The sequence below is a fragment of the Mycobacterium sp. NTMscope_Eco_3 genome (assembly GCF_976985685.1).
On the sequence record NZ_CDRJYZ010000001.1, the window covers coordinates 5,504,691 to 5,521,575 of the forward strand.

The 16,885-nt window shown below is 68.6% G+C and carries 16 protein-coding genes and 1 pseudogene; 14 read left to right on the forward strand and 3 right to left on the reverse strand.

The features are described from left to right. Positions 1 to 38: 38 nt before the first annotated feature. The 13 genes and pseudogenes from AC0KTM_RS25665 (at position 39) to eccA2 (ending at position 13,206) form a co-directional block, all read left to right on the forward strand. Complete coding sequence (locus AC0KTM_RS25665) at positions 39 to 857, forward strand: enoyl-CoA hydratase/isomerase family protein (protein ID WP_472417025.1); 819 nt, start codon at positions 39 to 41, stop codon at positions 855 to 857. Next, complete coding sequence (locus AC0KTM_RS25670; RefSeq protein ID WP_472417027.1) at positions 854 to 1,450, forward strand: TetR/AcrR family transcriptional regulator; 597 nt, start codon at positions 854 to 856, stop codon at positions 1,448 to 1,450. The genes AC0KTM_RS25665 and AC0KTM_RS25670 overlap by 4 nt, the downstream gene beginning before the upstream one ends. A gap of 46 nt (positions 1,451 to 1,496) precedes the next feature. Then, positions 1,497 to 1,830, forward strand: a pseudogene (locus AC0KTM_RS25675) (VOC family protein); the annotation flags it as partial. A 263-nt stretch (positions 1,831 to 2,093) separates the two neighbouring features. After that, complete coding sequence (locus tag AC0KTM_RS25680; RefSeq protein WP_008262885.1) at positions 2,094 to 2,399, forward strand: PE domain-containing protein; 306 nt, start codon at positions 2,094 to 2,096, stop codon at positions 2,397 to 2,399. A gap of 31 nt (positions 2,400 to 2,430) precedes the next feature. Next, on the forward strand, positions 2,431 to 3,603 hold the full coding sequence (locus AC0KTM_RS25685; RefSeq protein ID WP_225327810.1) for a PPE family protein: 1,173 nt from the start codon (positions 2,431 to 2,433) through the stop codon (positions 3,601 to 3,603). A 102-nt stretch (positions 3,604 to 3,705) separates the two neighbouring features. Then, on the forward strand, positions 3,706 to 4,020 hold the full coding sequence (locus tag AC0KTM_RS25690) for a WXG100 family type VII secretion target (protein ID WP_008262887.1): 315 nt from the start codon (positions 3,706 to 3,708) through the stop codon (positions 4,018 to 4,020). A gap of 51 nt (positions 4,021 to 4,071) precedes the next feature. After that, positions 4,072 to 4,359 carry a WXG100 family type VII secretion target gene (locus tag AC0KTM_RS25695; RefSeq protein ID WP_008262888.1) on the forward strand — a complete coding sequence of 96 codons (288 nt, stop codon included), beginning with the start codon at positions 4,072 to 4,074 and terminating at the stop codon, positions 4,357 to 4,359. Between the two features lie 114 nt (positions 4,360 to 4,473). Continuing rightward, positions 4,474 to 5,304 carry an ESX secretion-associated protein EspG gene (locus AC0KTM_RS25700; protein WP_472417029.1) on the forward strand — a complete coding sequence of 277 codons (831 nt, stop codon included), beginning with the start codon at positions 4,474 to 4,476 and terminating at the stop codon, positions 5,302 to 5,304. A 122-nt stretch (positions 5,305 to 5,426) separates the two neighbouring features. Further along, positions 5,427 to 6,452, forward strand: a complete 1,026-nt coding sequence (locus tag AC0KTM_RS25705; protein ID WP_008262890.1) for a MinD/ParA family ATP-binding protein — start codon at positions 5,427 to 5,429, stop codon at positions 6,450 to 6,452. Further along, complete coding sequence (gene eccD, locus AC0KTM_RS25710; RefSeq protein ID WP_225327812.1) at positions 6,449 to 7,978, forward strand: type VII secretion integral membrane protein EccD; 1,530 nt, start codon at positions 6,449 to 6,451, stop codon at positions 7,976 to 7,978. The genes AC0KTM_RS25705 and eccD overlap by 4 nt, the downstream gene beginning before the upstream one ends. Next, positions 7,963 to 9,624, forward strand: a complete 1,662-nt coding sequence (gene mycP2, locus AC0KTM_RS25715; protein WP_225341151.1) for a type VII secretion system ESX-2 serine protease mycosin MycP2 — start codon at positions 7,963 to 7,965, stop codon at positions 9,622 to 9,624. Before eccD ends, mycP2 begins: the two co-directional genes overlap by 16 nt. After that, positions 9,621 to 11,243 carry a type VII secretion protein EccE gene (gene eccE / locus AC0KTM_RS25720; RefSeq protein WP_238955491.1) on the forward strand — a complete coding sequence of 541 codons (1,623 nt, stop codon included), beginning with the start codon at positions 9,621 to 9,623 and terminating at the stop codon, positions 11,241 to 11,243. Before mycP2 ends, eccE begins: the two co-directional genes overlap by 4 nt. A 112-nt stretch (positions 11,244 to 11,355) precedes the next feature. Next, positions 11,356 to 13,206 carry a type VII secretion system ESX-2 AAA family ATPase EccA2 gene (eccA2, locus tag AC0KTM_RS25725; RefSeq protein WP_472417566.1) on the forward strand — a complete coding sequence of 617 codons (1,851 nt, stop codon included), beginning with the start codon at positions 11,356 to 11,358 and terminating at the stop codon, positions 13,204 to 13,206. A gap of 8 nt (positions 13,207 to 13,214) precedes the next feature. On the opposite strand, the gene AC0KTM_RS25730 is transcribed toward eccA2, so the two are convergent. After that, complete coding sequence (locus AC0KTM_RS25730) at positions 13,215 to 13,655, reverse strand: nitroreductase family deazaflavin-dependent oxidoreductase (RefSeq protein ID WP_225330571.1); 441 nt, start codon at positions 13,653 to 13,655, stop codon at positions 13,215 to 13,217. 1 nt (position 13,656) lies between these two features. Then, complete coding sequence (locus AC0KTM_RS25735) at positions 13,657 to 14,508, reverse strand: NAD(P)H-binding protein (protein WP_225330570.1); 852 nt, start codon at positions 14,506 to 14,508, stop codon at positions 13,657 to 13,659. 108 nt (positions 14,509 to 14,616) lie between these two features. Between AC0KTM_RS25735 and sigI the strand changes: the two genes are divergently transcribed. Next, complete coding sequence (sigI, locus tag AC0KTM_RS25740) at positions 14,617 to 15,495, forward strand: RNA polymerase sigma factor SigI (protein WP_472417031.1); 879 nt, start codon at positions 14,617 to 14,619, stop codon at positions 15,493 to 15,495. On the opposite strand, the gene AC0KTM_RS25745 is transcribed toward sigI, so the two are convergent. Beyond that, on the reverse strand, positions 15,492 to 16,667 hold the full coding sequence (locus AC0KTM_RS25745) for a MinD/ParA family ATP-binding protein (RefSeq protein ID WP_225341150.1): 1,176 nt from the start codon (positions 16,665 to 16,667) through the stop codon (positions 15,492 to 15,494). The two genes, sigI and AC0KTM_RS25745, sit on opposite strands and share 4 nt — an antisense overlap. Positions 16,668 to 16,885: the final 218 nt, after the last annotated feature.

The window sequence follows — 16,885 nt, forward strand, 5'->3', positions numbered from 1 at the left end:
ATCTTGTGACGTCACGCCGAACGGATGCGGAGGCTTTGATGAACGTCAGCGCTGAGCATGTTCGGTATCAGAAGCGGGGTCGGGTGGCGACGATCACCTTGGACCGGCCAAGCGCGCGCAACGCGATCGATCCTGAGATGGATCAGCGGCTGCGCGAAATCTGGGCGGAGTTCCGCGACGACGACGGTGTCGACGTCGCGATATTGACGGGGACAGGGAATGCATTTTGCGCCGGCGCCGACCGCAACACATGGTTCACCCAGTGGCTCGACGCCGATGCGGCCGTGGTGCGGCGGAACGCCAAAGGGGTTGGCTTCGGCGGGATTACGCGCGGGCTACACCGCATTGCCAAGCCGGTGCTCGCGGCGGTCAACGGCTGGGCGCTGGGCGCCGGCCTCGAATTAGCGCTGGCGTGCGATATCCGCATCGCCTCTGACAGGGCGATGTTCGGTGCGCCATTGGTGGGCTTGGGCTTTCATCACGGCGACGGGGGAATCTCACGGCTTGTCGATACCTGTGGGCTCGCAGTCGCTCTGGATCTGGAGCTCAGCGGTGAACCGATCGACGCGCAACGTGCCTTGCAGGTCAACCTCGTCACCCGGGTGGTCGCCCAAGACGGTTTGATGAGTTCCGCCTATGCCCTCGCCGATCGCATTGCCGCGCACGAACAGTCCGCGGTTCGGTCAGCCAAAGAGACGGTGCTCGATGTCATCGGGCGCCCGCTGGACGATCAACTCGAGCGTGAGGCGATGAACGCCTACTCCATCGATCGTCAACGCGCCCGGCGAATCGTAGACGCCCTCCCGCTGGGTTCCGCCGGCGGTGTGGCGACCGCCCGGTCGGAGACCTCCTCATGACCACGCCGACGCGCGATCGCTTCCTGACCGCGGCGACCGGACTGTTTCGGCGCCAGGGCTATTCAGGCACCGGCCTCAAGCAGATCGTCGCCGAAAGCCGGGCCCCGTTGGGTTCGCTGTATCACTTCTTCCCCGGCGGTAAACAAGACCTGGCTGTGCAGGCCATCTCCCAGACCGCCGAGCGCTACCAGCAGTTGCTCGACCGGGTGTTTTCAGAGTCTGCCGACATCGGTCAGGCCGCCGTCAAATGGTTCAACTGGGCCGCGCGCGCCCTGGAGGAAACCGATTTCGCAGACGGCTGCCCGATCGGCACGCTGGCATGTGAGATCGCCAGCAGCAACGAAGCCCTACGTGAAGCGAGCCATGTGGTGTTCGATTCCTGGGAGTCACGGGTGGCCGCCCAGCTGATTGACGCTGGCGTCTCGGCCGCCCGTGCCCGCCGACTCGCGACGTTCGCGGTGGCCAGTCTGGAAGGGGCGATCATGCTCGGCCGGGTGCAACGGAGCACCCGGCCACTTCGGGACACGGGTCGCGTCGTTGCCGAAACGCTCCGGGCGGCAACCGGCCTTCCTCGCGACGGGGCAATGTCATGAACCGCCCGGCGTTGACGGACCCGTGCTTTCAGCGACGAGCCGATGAGATGCGCCGGATCTACCGGCCGCCGAACGTTATTCCGACGTCCCCCTTGCCGGATCCGAGCCGTTCATTGCGGGGCTCCTATAAGCCTGCGGGAAACAGCCGGGTACGGACTTGTTCTTCTATCCTGCGGACGAGCCGGGCGAACACCTGGCCTTCAGGGTGCGGCGGCCGATCATCGGTGCGCGCGGTACACGATCATGTTGTTCGAAACGGTGGCACCGTCATCCACCCGCCGCGCCATTTCCCGCAATATCCCGGCCATTATTACGCCACCTTTTGGTATGACCCGTTCGGCATCAAACTCGAAGCGGTATGCCATCACGACCGCGACTAGGCAAACGTGCTCGAACAGTGGCTATCGCGGGCCAACTGCGGCGCTTTTGTGACTGCCGGGTCTTGAGTGGCGATTGAGGTTTATCAACGACACCTTCTGGGAAATCACCAGTTTCGCGCTTGGGACCAGCATTAATTACCGAAAACAAGGGCCGCGCATCCGGCCGATAGGGACCGAATACAAGATCAACGAAACCGCACTACACTAAGGCCCCAAGAAGGCCCCAAGCACGTGGCTTTGGCGTTGAGCGTTCGGAGGGAATCATGGTTGTTTCGGTGCAGTCAGAGGCGGTTCTGGCGTCGGCAGCCGCGGAGTCGGCGATCAGCGCGGAGACCGAGGCGGCGGCCTCGGCGGCGTCGCCGGTCCTGCTGGGAGTGCTGCCGATGGGCGGCGACCCCGACTCGGCGATGTTCGCGGCGGCATTGAACGCGTGCGGCGCGAGCTACCTGGGCGTGGTGTCCGAGCACGCCGCCCAGCGCGGCTTGTTCTCCGGCACGCAGACCCTCGCCTCGGGCACCTACGTGGTCACCGAGCTCATGCGCAGCCTGACGCTGGCTATCGGCGCTTAGTCGCTAGCGACGTTCAAAGGGGGAAGTGCGCATGGCCGATCCTGGGTGGGCTGCGCGTACGCCTGAGGAAAACGACCTGCTGCTCAAGGCGGGTGCGGGCGTCGTCACTCATTTGGCGAATCAGGCCGCCTGGACCGCGCTGGCGGCGACCCATCACGGCTCCAGCATTGCCTCGACGATCAACACCGTCGCGACTTCGGCGAGCTGGACGGGCGCCGGTTCGTTGGCCTCGGCGGCCAACGCCACCGCGCTGAACGCGTCGCTGCACGGGCTTGCCGGCTGGGTCGATGTCAAGCCGGCGGTGGTTTCGACCGCGGTCTCGGCGTATCAGATGGCGTACGGTTCGATGCGTCCCGCGCCCGAGTGCATCGAAAACCGCACCGAGACCGCGACCGACTACGGCATCAACCCGCTGGTACTGGGCGCGTTGACCCCACGGATCACGTCGCTCGAGCTCGAGTACTTCGGGTCAATGTGGCCGAACAACTCCGCGGTCGGGGCCAGCTACGGATCGATCCTCACGGCCCTGTCCTCGAGCCTGACCATTCCGCCGCCGATCGCCACCATGGGCGCCTCGCCGGCGGCGCCGGCGCAGGCCGCGGCGGCGGTGGGGGAGTCCGCCGCGCAAATGGGCGCCGGCGACGGCATGCGCGCCGCCATGCAGGGCGCCCAGACGGGGACGCAGGGCGCGGGGCAGGCGACCTCGGGCGCCCAGGACTTCATGGGTCAGGCCGGCACGTTCATGCAGCCCGTGCAACAGATGATGGGCGCGGCCCCCCAGATGATGCAGGCTCCCATGCAGGCGATGCAGGCGCCGATGCAGATGATGCAGCCGCTGATGGGCATGTTCGCCAATCCCGGCGCCATGGGCATGGGCGGGGCGACGCCCGCCGTCTCGGCGGTGTCGGCCACCGGGCTTTCGGCAGCGGAAGCCGGCGGGGGCGCGTCCCTGGGCAGCGCGGGCGTCCCCGCGAGCAGTTTCACCCGTCCGGTCAGCGCCTTCGAGCCCGCCACCAGTGGCCGGCCGGTGGGGCTGCGGCCGGCCGGGGCATTAGGCGCCGAGGCCATGCGACCGCAGACCACGACGATGGGTGGTGCCCCGATGGGCGGTATGCCCGTGGGGCACGGGGCGGGAGGCGACCGCGGATCCCGTGACAAAGCCGAACAGCCCGCGACCGTGCGGGTTGTCGACGCCAGAGTCTGAAGCACACCCCCTGGTGAAAGGTGAATCGACAGGTCCAAACAGCCGCCATACACTTCGCTTCATGCCCTTACGGGGGGCGGCCAACCGCAGAAGGAGAATTCCGTGACAATCAAGGTGACCCCGCAAATGCTTCGCGATACTTCAAACGCGATTCAGGCGAACATGGAACATGCGATCGGGATCGGTCAGGGATACGTCGCAAATCAGGAAAATGTGATGAACCCGGCCACCTGGTCCGGTGACGCGGTCGCCGCGTCGCACGCGACCGCCATCGAGGTGCAAAACGACTTGAACAAAGTCTTGACCGGCGGCACGCGTCTGGCTGAGGGCCTCACGAAGGCGGCGGCACTGATGGAAGGCCACGAGGCGGATTCCTCACACGCCTTTACCGCGCTATTCGGCGGCCACGGCTCCTGACCCGTCCACTCATTCGTCAATTCATAAAGGTCTTTTGAAAGGAAATTCACCATGTCCGACCCGATCACTTACAACCCGGGCGCCGTAGCCGACTTCGCCACCGATGTCGCTTCCCGCGCCGGCCAGCTGCAGTCCATTTTCGACGACACCTCCAACCGGACGCACGCCCTGCAGGAATTCTTCGCCGGCCACGGCGCGTCGGGCTTCTTCGAGGCGCAGGCGCAGATGCTGTCGGGGCTGCAGGGCCTCATCGACACCATCCGTCAGCACGGCCAGACGACCTCGCACGTGCTCGACAGCGCGCTCAGCACCGACCAGCACATCGCCGGCCTGTTCTGAGCCCGCTCAACCACCGGGACAAGCGAAGGTGGGGCAGATGCGCCGAGCGTATGTGCCCCACCTTCGGTGTCTTCTTCGCCGATCGAGGGAGTCGCTGATTAACGGCGGGGCGACATGCTGACGACGACGGTCGATGGCCTGTGGGTGCTGCAGGCGATCACCGGGGTGGAGCAAACCTGCCCTGAGCTGGGGCTGCGGCCGATGCTCCCGCGGCTGGACACCCCCGAGCGCGCGCTGGGCCACCCCGCGGCCGCGGACTTGATAGCCGCCGGCGCACTCGATGAGGCCGGCAACGTCGACCCGATGATCCGCGAATGGCTCACTGTCCTGCTGCGGCGCGACCTGGGGCTGGTCGTCATGATGGGCGTGCCGGGTCGCGAGCCCACGCGCGCGTCGATCAACCGCTTCGCGACCTGGTGGGTGGTCTTGGAGCGGCACGGCGACCTGGTGCGTCTGTACCCCGCCGGCACGGCCGGCAACGAATCCTCGGCCAGCGAGCTCGTGGTCGGTCAGATCGAGCGGCTGTGCGGCGTGGCCGAGGCCGCGCCGCTGCGGCCGATCACCCTGGACACCGAGCAACTGCTGAACTCGGTGCGCGACACCGCCAGTCTGCGGGCGTTCCTGCTCGAACAGCGCCTCGACGCCGACCAGCTGCAGGTGGTTCTCACGGCCGCCGACCCCGCCCGGTCCGCGCACGCGAACATCGTCGCGCTGCAGGCCGGTGTCGGGCCGGACGAATTGGCGCGCGTCGCCGTCGGCGATTCGACGGTCTCCATCGTGGACACCCCCGGGGGCCGGGTCTGCATCGAAAGCGTCACCTCGGGGCAGCGCCGCTATCAGATTCTCTCGCCGGGTTCGCGCAGCGACATCGGCGGAGCGGTGCAACGGCTCATCCGCCGGCTGCCCGCGGGCGACGAGTGGCACTCGTATCGGCGGGTGGTGTAGACGGTGTTATCGGATGCCGAAGTAACTTAGTTAACCAAAGCCTTGTAATAACAACGCCTGTCGCACTTGATGGGTTTCTGAACGGGTAAACGCGGTATCGCGAACCGTGTTAGCATCTCGTCGTGACGAGCCCTTGGAATGACCCGAATATGTCGGACGAAGGAGCGCTCAGACGGGGGGATCCGTCAGGGGGCAGCAACTTCCCGGATTCGGTATCCGACACGATGCGAATTACCGATCTGGCCGCGCCACGAAAGATTCCACCGGGGTCGGGCTGGCGTAAATTCATTTATGCCATCTCATTTCGACAAATAAATCTCGGTGAATCTCCCCGAGAACGACACTATCGTGATTTACAAAACCGCATACGCCGCCATATCCGGCGGCAGTATGTGATCACCGTGGTGTCCGGCAAGGGCGGCGTCGGGGTCACGACGCTCACCGCCTGCCTCGGTGGCGTGTTCCGGGAATGCCGCCCGCAGAACGTGATTGCGATCGACGCCGTTCCCGGTTTCGGCACGCTAGCCGACCGCATCGACGATTCCCCGCCCGGCGACTACACCGCCATCATCAACGACACCGATGTCCAGGGCTACGCCGATATCCGAGAACATCTGGGGCAGAACGCAATCGGTCTCGATGTGCTGGCCGGTAACCGGACCTCGGACCAACCCAGGCCGTTGGTGCCGGCGATGTTCTCCGGGGTGCTGTCGCGATTGCGGCGCACCCACACGGTGATGATCGTCGACACCTCCCCCGATCTCGAACACGAAGTGATGAAGCCGGTATTGGAGAACACCGATACCCTCGTGTTCGTTTCGGGGATCACCGCCGACCGCTCGCGCCCGGTGCTGCGGGCGGTGGATTACCTGCGGTCGCAGGGCTACCACGAGTTGGTCTCGCGCAGCACCGTGATCGTGAACCACACCGACCAGATCACCGACAAGGACGCGCTGGCTTACCTGACCGAGCGGTTCACCAAGGTCGGGGCGACCGTCGAAGCGCTGCCGTTCGATCCGCACCTCGCCAAAGGCGGCATCATCGATACGGTTCACGAGCTGAAGAAAAAGACGCGATTGCGCCTCTTTGAAATCACCGCGGGGCTGGCCGACAAATACATTCCGGATGCCGAGCGGGCGGTACCGTGACCTCGCCGCATAAGGTCGCTTTTCCAGCGCGTTGTGCGGTCAACATTTCTTACGAGAAGCATCTGTGCTCCCAGGTTTTCCCCGCCGGAATTCCGATGGAGGGATTCTTCGAGGGAATGGTCGAGCTGTTCGACGCGGACCTGAAGCGCAAAGGTTTTGACGGCATTTCATTGCCGGCGGGCAGCTACGAACTTCACAAGATCAATGGGGTCCGCCTCGATATCAATAAGAGCCTCGACGAGCTGGGCGTCCAGGACGGCGACACCCTGGTGCTGGTGCCCAGGGTCGACGGGGAGTCGTTCGAACCGCAGTACGAGTCGCTGTCGACCGGGCTGGCCGCCATGGGCAAGTGGCTGGGCCGCGACGGCGGCGATCGGATGTTCGCGCCGGTGACGCCGCTGACGGCCGCGCACACGGCCGTCGCGGTCATCGCGATGGCCGTCTCGGTGGTGGTGGCCCTGACGCTGCGGGCACGGACATTCACCGACGGCCCGATCCCGGCGGCGGTGGCGGGCGGGGTCGGTGTCCTGTTGGTCATCGCGACCCTGGTGGTGCGGAACGGCTGGCGGGAGCGGCGCGATCTGTTCAGCGGGTTCGCCTGGCTCGCGGTGGTCTCGCTGGCCACCGCCGGCGCCTGCGCGCCGCCGGGTGTGCTCGGGGCGGCGCACGGGCTGATCGGCGCCGTGGTGGTGATCCTGGGTGCCGTCGCCATCGGGGTGACGGCGCGCAACCGGTGGCAGACCGCGGTGGTCACCGCCGTGGTGACGGTCTGCGGCGTCCTGGCCGTCGTCGCCGCCGTCCGGATGTTCCGCCCGGCCACGGCGCAGGTGTTGGCCGTGTGTGTGTTGGTCGGACTGCTGGTCCTGGTCCGGATGACCCCGCTGATCGCGTTGTGGGTGGCCCGGGTCAGGCCGCCGCATTTCGGATCGATCACCGGACGGGACCTGTTCGCCCGGCGCGAGGGGATGCCGGTCGACACCGTGTCCCCGGTCAGCGAGGACGAATCCGAGGAACAAGACAACGAACTCACCGACATCACGGCGCGCGGCGCCGCGATCGCCGCCTCGGCGCGCTTGGTCAACGCGGTCCAGGTGGGGCTGTGCGTCGGGGTTTCGATCGTGCTGCCCGCGGCGGTGTGGGGCGTGTTGACGCCGGGGCGCCCGTGGGCGTGGCTGGCGCTGGTGGTCGCCGGCCTGGTGGTGGGGATCTTCATCACCCAGGGCCGAGGATTCGCCGCCAAATACCAGGCCGTCGCGCTGGTGTGCGGGGCGTCGGCGGCGGTGTGCGCCGGAGTGGTCAAATACGCCGTCGCCGGGTCCCACGACGCGATGGCGGGACTGCTGTGGCCGGTGGTGGCGGTGGCGACGTTCGCCGCATTGGGTTTGGCCGCAGCGCTTTTGGTGCCGGCCATGCGGTTCAGGCCGTTCATCCGGTTGACCGTGGAGTGGGTGGAAGTGCTCGCATTCATCGTTCTGCTGCCGGCGGCGGCGGCCCTGGGAGGGCTCTTCACGTGGATTCGCCACTGAGAACCGCGGCGGCGCTGACCGTCACCCTGACCCTGGTCGCGTTGTCCGCCAATATCCCTGCCGCACAAGCGATCACACCGCCATCGGTGGATCCGGGGATGGTGCCACCGGACGGGCCGCCGCGGCCCGATCAGCCGATGCGCCGCGCCAACAGCTGCTCGTCGCCGATTATCGTGCGAAACCCCGACGTGGCGCAGCTGGCTCCGGGGTTCAACCTGCTCAACATCACCAAGGCCTGGCAATACAGCACCGGCAACGGCGTGCCCGTCGCGGTCATCGACACCGGGGTGACACCGAACCCGCGGCTGCCGGTGGTGCCCGGTGGTGACTACATCATGGGTGAGGACGGCCTGACGGACTGCGACGCGCACGGCACCATCGTCAGCTCGATCATCGGCGCTGCGCCCCAAGGGATTTTGCCGATGCCGCGGCCGATGCCGGCCACTCCGGCGTTCCCGCCGCCGGCCGGGCCGCCGCCGGTCGCCGGGGCGCCCCCGCCGCCGGTCGAGGTGCCGCCCCCGATGGCGCCCCCGCCCCCGCCGCCTCCGGTGACGATCACCCAGGTCCTTCCCCCGCCGCCACCGCCGCCCCCGCCACCGGAGGGCGGCGGCGCCACCGCCGCATCGAACGGGCCGCCCGATCCGCAGACCGAGGAAGAACCCGCGGTGCCGCCGCTTCCCCCGGGGGCGCCCGACGGGGTGGTGGGGGTGGCCCCGCACGCGACGATCATCTCGATCCGGCAATCGTCGCGGGCGTTCGAACCGGTCAACCCGCCGCCGGGCGATCCCAACTCCGACGAGAAGGTCAAGGCCGGCACGCTGAATTCGGTTGCGCGCGCGGTGGTTCACGCCGCGAACATGGGCGCGAAGGTGATCAACATCTCGGTCACCGCCTGCCTGCCCGCGGCGGCCCCGGCCGACCAGCGGGCCCTGGGCGCGGCGCTGTGGTACGCGGCCACCGTGAAGGACGCCGTGATTGTGGCGGCCGCCGGCAACGACGGGGAGGCCGGGTGCAACAACAACCCGATGTACGACCCGCTGGACCCGTCGGATCCGCGGGACTGGCATCAGGTCAAGGTCGTCTCGGCGCCGTCGTGGTTTTCCGATTACGTCCTGTCGGTGGGCGCCGTCGATGCAAGTGGCGCCGCGCTGGACAAGAGCATGTCGGGACCGTGGGTCGGCGTTGCCGCACCGGGGACCCACATCATGGGTCTCTCGCCCCAGTTCGGCGGTATCCCGGTCAACGCCTACCCACCGTCGAGGCCGGGCGAGAAGAACATGCCGTTCTGGGGAACCAGTTTCTCGGCGGCCTACGTCAGCGGTGTCGCGGCGTTGGTGCGGGCGAAGTACCCGGATCTCAGTGCGCACCAGGTGATCAATCGGATCGTGCAGTCGGCCCACAATCCGCCCGCGGGGGTCGACAACAAGGTCGGCTACGGGCTGGTGGACCCGGTCGCGGCGCTGACGTTCAACATCCCGCCGGGTGAGCGGTTGGCGCCGGGCGCACAGAGTCGGGTCATCACCCCGGCGGCGCCGCCCCCGCCGCCCGACCATCGGGCGCGCAACGTCGCGATCGGATTCCTGGGGGTGGTGGCCGCCGGTGTGCTCGTCCTCGCGATCGCCGCGCGCTTGCGGAGGGCCCGATGAGGCCCAACCTCACCGGGTTCAGCCGCGGCAGCAATCGCCGGGTGGTCGGGGTGTGGGTGGTGTTCCTGCTGGCGCTCGCGAGTTGGCTGCTGGCCGGCTACATCGGCGCCGCGGTCGCCGTGATTGTGGGCGTCGCGCTGGTGTTCGTGCGCTGGTGGGGCCAGCCGGCGTGGTCGTGGGCCGTGCTGTGGCGGCGCGGTCGGCGCCCGATCGACTGGTCGGCCCCAATCACCGTGGCCAACAACCGATCCGGTGGCGGCGTGCGGGTGCAGGACGGTGTCGCCGTGGTCGCGGTGCAGCTGCTGGGCAGAGCGCATCAGGCCACCATGGTGACCGGATCGGTGACCGTCGAGACCGACAACGTGCTCGATGTCGTCGAATTGGTGCCGATGCTGGACCAAGCCCTCGGCCTGCAACTCGACTCGATCAGCGTCGTCAGCATCGGGTCCCGGCACGGAACCGTCGGCGACTATCCGCGGGTGTATGACTCGGAGATCGGCACCCCGCCCTACGCGGGCCGGCGCGAAACGTGGCTGATCATGCGGCTGGCGGTGTTCGATAACGCCCACGCGTTGGTGTGGCGCACGACCGTTGGCGTAGCGGCGATTTCGGTCGCCCAGCGCATCGCGGGTCTGCTGCGCTGCGAAGGCCTGCGGGCCAAGGTGGCCAACGCCACCGATTTGGTCGAACTCGATCGCCGGCTCGGCTGGGACGCGGTGTCGGGACCGGCGCAGCGGTGGAAAGCCATCCGCGGGGAAGCGGGCTGGCTGACCACCTATGCGTATCCGCCCGGGGCGATCACGTCGCGCAACCTGTCCCAGGCGTGGACGCTGCGCGCCGACGAGGTCATCCAGAACGTGACGGTGTATCCGGATTCGCAGTGCACCGCGACCATCACCGTGCGCACCCCCACGCCCGCGCCCACCCCGCCCAGCGTGATCCTGCGCCGCCTCAACGGCGAGCAGGCCGCGGCGGCGTCGGCCAACATGTGCGGCCCCCGACCACACCTGCGCGGAATCCGGCGCAGCCCGCTGCCCGCGGAGCTGGTCACCGAGATCGGGCCCTCGGGCGTGCTGATCGGGAAACTCAGCAACGGCGATCGGCTGCTGGTGCCGGTCACCGACGCCGGTGAACTGTCGCGGGTGTTCGTCGCCGCCGACGACCCGATCGCCAAGCGGATCGTGATCCGCACCGCGGGCGCCGGGGAACGCGTCTGCGTGCACACCCGTGACATGTCGCGCTGGCTCAGCGTTCGGATGCCGGAGATCAGCGTCGTCAACGGCTCGCGCCCGGCACCGCGCACCACCGTCAGCGTGGTGGAATACGCCGCGCGACGGGGCAGGGACGGCAACGGGGCGCCCGACGGCGGGGCCGCGGATATTCGGGACGCCGCGATCTCGCCCACCCCGCGGCCGGCGACCGTGATCACCATCGCGCCCGCGGGCGTCAGGCTCTCCGAGGGACAGCGCCACGGCTTCGAGGTGATCATCGAGCAAGTCGGCCCCACGGTGGTGAATGTCACTGCTGCGGGGAAGAATTGGCTTGCCGAGATGGACATGTTCCGTGCCGAGCACCGCTATGTCAGCCTGGATCCGGTCACCATGTCGGTCGGCACGTAGCAGTTCGGTAAGACGAGTTTGAGGCACAGTTTGATGAGCGCGTTGGGCGGCGGTTCGCTCCGGCCGGGGGCGGCTGACCGCAACCCCGATGACCACGGCGGCGGCGCTCGTGATGGGGGATGTGATGGGTGATTTACAAACGGCCCGAAGGCATTTCGACCGGGCGATGGGGATCATGGGCCGGCAGGGCCGGGCGGCGGCCTTGCCGGAGTTCGCGGCCGCCACCGACGCCGACGCGTCGATGGCCGACGCGTGGCTGGGGCGCATCGCGTGCGGCGACAGCGACCTGGCCTCGTTGCGGCGTCTCTACGCCACCAGCGAATGGCTGCACCGCGAGACCACTCGCATCGGGCAGACGCTGGCCGCGGAGATCCAGCTGGGCCCCTACATCGGCATCACCGTCACCGACGCATCGCAGGTGGGGCTGGCGCTCTCGTCCGCATTGACGATCGCCGGCGAGTACGCCGAGGCCGACAAACTGCTGGCCAACCGCGACCTGCTGGACTCCTGGACCAACTACCAGTGGCACCAGCTGGCCCGCACCTTCCTGATGTACCGGACGCAACGCTGGCCGGACGTACTGCTGGCGGCCGCCGAGGAGCTGCCCGCGCAGGCGATCGTCATGTCGGCCGTGACGGCGTCGATCTGCGCGCTGGCCGCGCACGCCGCCGCCCACCTCGGGCAGGGCCGGGTCGCGCTGGACTGGCTGGACCGCGTCGACGTGATCGGGCACACCCAGTCGTCGTCGCGCTTCGATGCCGACGTGTTGACCGCATCGATCGGCCCGGCCGACATTCCGCTGCTCGTCGCCGATCTGGCGTACGTGCGCGGGATGGTGCACCGCCAGCTGCGCGAGGAGGACAAGGCCCAGATCTGGCTGTCCAAGGCCACCATCAACGGGGTCCTCACCGAGGCGGCCAAAGAAGCGCTGGCCGACCCGAACCTGCACCTGGTGGTCACCGACGAAGAGACCATCGAGAGCCGCACCGATCGTTGGGACGCGTCCTCGGCCAAGAGCCGCGACGAACTCGACGAGGACGCCACCGCCGGGCGGCGGGCCGAGCTGCTGGCCGAGGGACGCAAGCTGCTGGCGAAGCAAGTGGGGCTGGCCGCCGTCAAGCAGGCCGTCGCGGCGCTGGAAGACCAACTCGAAGTGCGGATGATGCGCCTCGAGCACGGCCTGCCGGTGGAGGGGCAGACCAACCACATGCTGCTGGTCGGGCCGCCGGGCACCGGTAAGACGACCACCGCCGAGGCGCTGGGCAAGATCTACGCCGGCATGGGGATCGTGCGCCACCCCGAGATCCGGGAGGTGCGCCGTTCGGACTTCTGCGGCCACTTCATCGGGGAGTCGGGACCCAAGACCAACGAACTGATCGAAAAGTCGCTCGGCCGAATCATTTTCATGGACGAGTTCTACTCCCTGATCGAACGCCATCAGGACGGCACGCCCGACATGATCGGCATGGAGGCCGTCAACCAGCTCCTCGTCGCGCTGGAAGCGCACCGATTCGACTTCTGTTTCATCGGTGCGGGCTATGAAGACCAGGTGGACCAATTCCTCACCGTGAACCCGGGTTTGGCCGGCCGGTTCAACCGCAAGCTGCGCTTCGAGTCCTACTCACCTTCGGAGATCGTCGAGATCGCACACCGCTACGCGACGCCGCGCGCCAGCCTGCTCGACGACGGCGCACGCGAGAAGCTCCTCGACGCGGCCACGACCATCCGCAACTACACCACTCCCGGTGGGCGCCACGGCATCGATGCCATGCAGAACGGCCGGTTCGCCCGCAATGTCGTCGAACGTGCCGAAGGCTTCCGCGACACCCGGGTGGTCGCGCAGAAGCGGGCGGGCCAACCGGTGACGGTCGAGGACCTGCAGATCATCTCCGCCGCCGATATCGAGGCGGCGGTGCGCAGCGTGTGTTCGGACAACCGCGACATGGCCGCCATCGTCTGGTGACGCGAACCCTACGTCGACTCGAAGCGGAACACGGCGAGACGGCCGGCCAGGGCTTCGAATTCGTCGGCCGTCCCGTCGCGCACCATGCCCGAGCGTTTCGCGAACGCCACGCCGACCGGGACTTTGGCGGGGAACTCCCGCAGCACCGGCCGGGCCTCGTCGGCGGACAGTTCGACGATCCGGACCCGGCGTGAGCGGCGGCCGCGGCGCAGCGTGCCGGCGCCCGCCGCCCTGGCGTTCGCCGCCCAGTCGGCGCCGGGATAGCCGGCCACCACATAGAGCCCGCCGCGGAAGTCGAACGGCGTCATCGGCGTGCTGCGCGGTTGACCGGACTTACGTCCGGGCACGGTGAGCACCATGGCCGGCCCGGTCGGAATGCCCAGCCGTTGGACCGCCATCATGAACTTGTTCATGGGTTTGAGGTAACGCGGGGGACGCGGTTCGGTCATGTCAGGCCCCCTCGTTCTCGCCGGTGAAGACGTCGCGGTGCTCGGCGACCCAGTGGCTGAACGGAAGTGCCGGGCGGCCAAGGATCTTCTCGACGTCGTGGGTGACCAGCGCGGGCTTGTCGAGCGATTCGGCGAGCATGGCAATGTAGGCGTCGGCGAATCCGGCGCTGAATCCCAGACCCAGGAAGCGTTGCCGCACAGCGGCCGTGGGCACCTCCAGGTAATGCAGCGGCCGTCCCAGCACGGTGCCGATGACCTCCACCAGCTCCGAGTCGGTGAACGCCTGCGGGCCGGTCAGCGGGATCCGCTGTCCGACAAGCTCATCGGTGAGCAACGCCTGCGCCGCGACCGCCGCGATGTCTGTCTCGACGATCGGCGCCGTCGACGCCGCGGCGTATGGCCCCGCGACCACGTCGCCGGCGCGGAGCTGCGCGGACCACATGCCGGCGAAATTCGTCGCGAACACGGTGGGCCGCAGGCTCACCCAGGCCAGTCCGGAGCCGACGGCGAGCTGTTCGACCTCCCTGTTGCGGTCACCGCGAAATCGCGACGGCTGACGCGAGACGTCATCGTCGGCGTTGATCGCCGACAAGGCGACCAGCTTGGCGACGCCGGCGCGCGCGCATTCGGCCACCACTTCTTCGAGCCGCCCGCCGAGCGCGCGGGAGTTCAGGAAGACCGCTGACGCGCCCGAGAGCGCGTCGGTGGCCGAATCGAACACCTCGACGTCGGGGGGAAATCCGGCCGGTGCCGGCTGTCGGGTGACCGCGCGCACGCGCGCTCCCGCGGCACGCAGGTCCGCGACGAGCGGGCGCCCGACGTTACCGGTCGCGCCGGTGACGACGATTGCCATGGGATGGTTCCTTTCGTGGATTTGTACTGCTGCAAGGACGGGGCAAAAGGTGGGAAAGTTACACCGCAGAACGGGTAACTTTTTGCGGCGCCATATCGTCGAAGAGTCATGAACCAGTCGCAGTCAGCCGGCGACCAGGTCGCCGAGGCCTGGCGTCGTCACCGCCCGTATCTGGTCAACCTCGCCTACCAGATGCTGGGCGACATCGGCGACGCGGAAGACGTTGCGCAGGAGGCATTCCTGCGGCTCTCCCGCGCCGAGGTCAGCGGCATCGAGGATGTCCGGGGCTGGCTGACCGTGGTGGCGAGCCGGCTCTGCCTCGACCAGGTGCGCTCGGCCCGCGCCCGTTACGAACGTCCCGGCGACGTCGAGGAGCGCCCGGCGCCGCGCCGCTCCGACCCGGCCGACCGGATCACCCTCGACGACGAGATCCGCAGCGCGCTGCTGGAGGTCCTGCGCAGGCTCAGCCCCGGTGAGCGGGTCAGCTTCGTGCTGCACGACGTGTTCGGCATTCCCTTCGACTCGATCTCGGAGACGGTGGGCCGTCCGGCCGGCACCTGCCGCCAGCTCGCGCGGCGGGCACGGGCGAAATTCGTTGCGGCGCAACCGAATATGAACGATGTGGCCGCGGCCGAGCATCAGCTCGTCACGGAGAAATTCATTACCGCCTGCTCGAACGGCGACCTCGCCGGGCTGGCCGCCGTCCTCGATCCGACGGTCTGGGGCGTGGGCACGATTCTCGGCGACCCGCCGCCGCCACAACAGGTCAACCACGGGCCCGACGCGGTGGCCACCAACCTGCTGCGGTACCTGTGGCCGGGTGTGACGCTGGTCGGCGGCCCCGTCGGGGCGCCGGTGCTGCTGGCCTTCAGCGACCGCCGCCTGTTCGCCGTCATCGTGCTGACGATCCGCGGCACGCGCGTGGCCAAGATCGAGGCGATCGCCGACCCGTCGGCGCGGATGGGGGACGCCGCCGAGAAGTCCTAGCTCTGTGGGTCTTTCGGCCCTCGGTCACCAGAGCCGTGGGGGCGCGCCGCGAAGTACCCGGCGACCGTCGCCGTGATCTCGAGGAACTTGCGCCGCGTGGCCGGGGCCATTTCGCGGGCCACGTCGATGACCCCGCCGGGGCGCAGGTGCGGGTCGAACGGCACCTCGATGACCGGCCGCCCGTGATCGGTGAACTCGCGGGCCAGCAACGCGCGGGTGCGTTTGTCGGCATGGCCGTCGGAATCGTTGAGCACGACGATGCTGTGCGCCAGCAGCGTCGTCAGGCCCTGATCCGCCAGCCACTCCATGGTTCGCGCGGCGGCGGACGCGCCGTCGGCCCAGGGTGAGGACACCACGATCAGCGCGTCCAGATCCCGCAGCACCTCCTGGGTGAGGGGCGCGTCCATCGTCGAACCGCAGTCGATGACCGAGATCGTGAAATGGCGATCCAGTCGCAGCGCGGCTTCCCGGTAGATCGCGGGGTCGAGCACGCGGCGCGGGCCGGACGCCGGTTCGCCGGCGAGCACGTGCAGGCCGGCGGAATTGCGGCCCAGCCGCGCCACCACATCGTCGAAGGACCGCAGGTTTTTGTCGGCGGTGAGCTCCCAGAACGAGCGCGTCGATCCCGGATCGATGCGGCTGCTGAGTCGCCCGAAGGCGGTGTCGGCGTCGATCGCCACCACGTGGTCTTGCCGGCGGAGTTGGGCGAACAGCGAGCCGACGCTGGCCGCCACCGACGTCTTGCCCACGCCGCCCTTGCCCAGCACGCCGACCTTGTAGTGCCCGTACAGGAGGGTCTGGATCGCCGCCTTGAACTGAGCTTCCTGCCGTTGGGTGGGCGACGGGCCCAGGGCGATCAGGCCGAAGGTGGCGATCCGCACGGCCCGTCGCCAACCGCGGTCGGGGAGTTCCGGGGGCGGCGCCGGCGCGGGGGCCGGTGGCTGCGGCGCGGGTGGTGGCCGGAAGGACGGCGGGGCGGCGGGAGCCGATGGCGGGGGTGCGGGCGCCCTGCCCTGCGGCGGCGCGGACGGCCGGGGCGCAGGGGGAGGCGGAGCCGGTGGCCGAGGGGCGGGATGGGGCCCGTGCGGAGGGGGACCAGGCGGGCGTGCCGCCGCGGTGGTTTCCCGCTCGGGCCGCAGACGGTCCCGCAGGAATTCGTCGCGCTCGTTCATGGGCTCCTCAGGTGCCGGACGGTCGATCGTCGCGCCGTGTTACGTGATAAGCGCCACGGTCCGGCGTGCGCCGCCGGAGGTGACCAACATCGGTCCAGTATCTCCTCACCCGGCCGGTGTGGAAACCTGCAAACTCGGATCGGCCCGCGGCCGGAGCGTTGCGCCCCCGCGAGCCCGGCGCTGAGCACGTTCATCCCCGCCCGCGGCGCCCCGGCCGC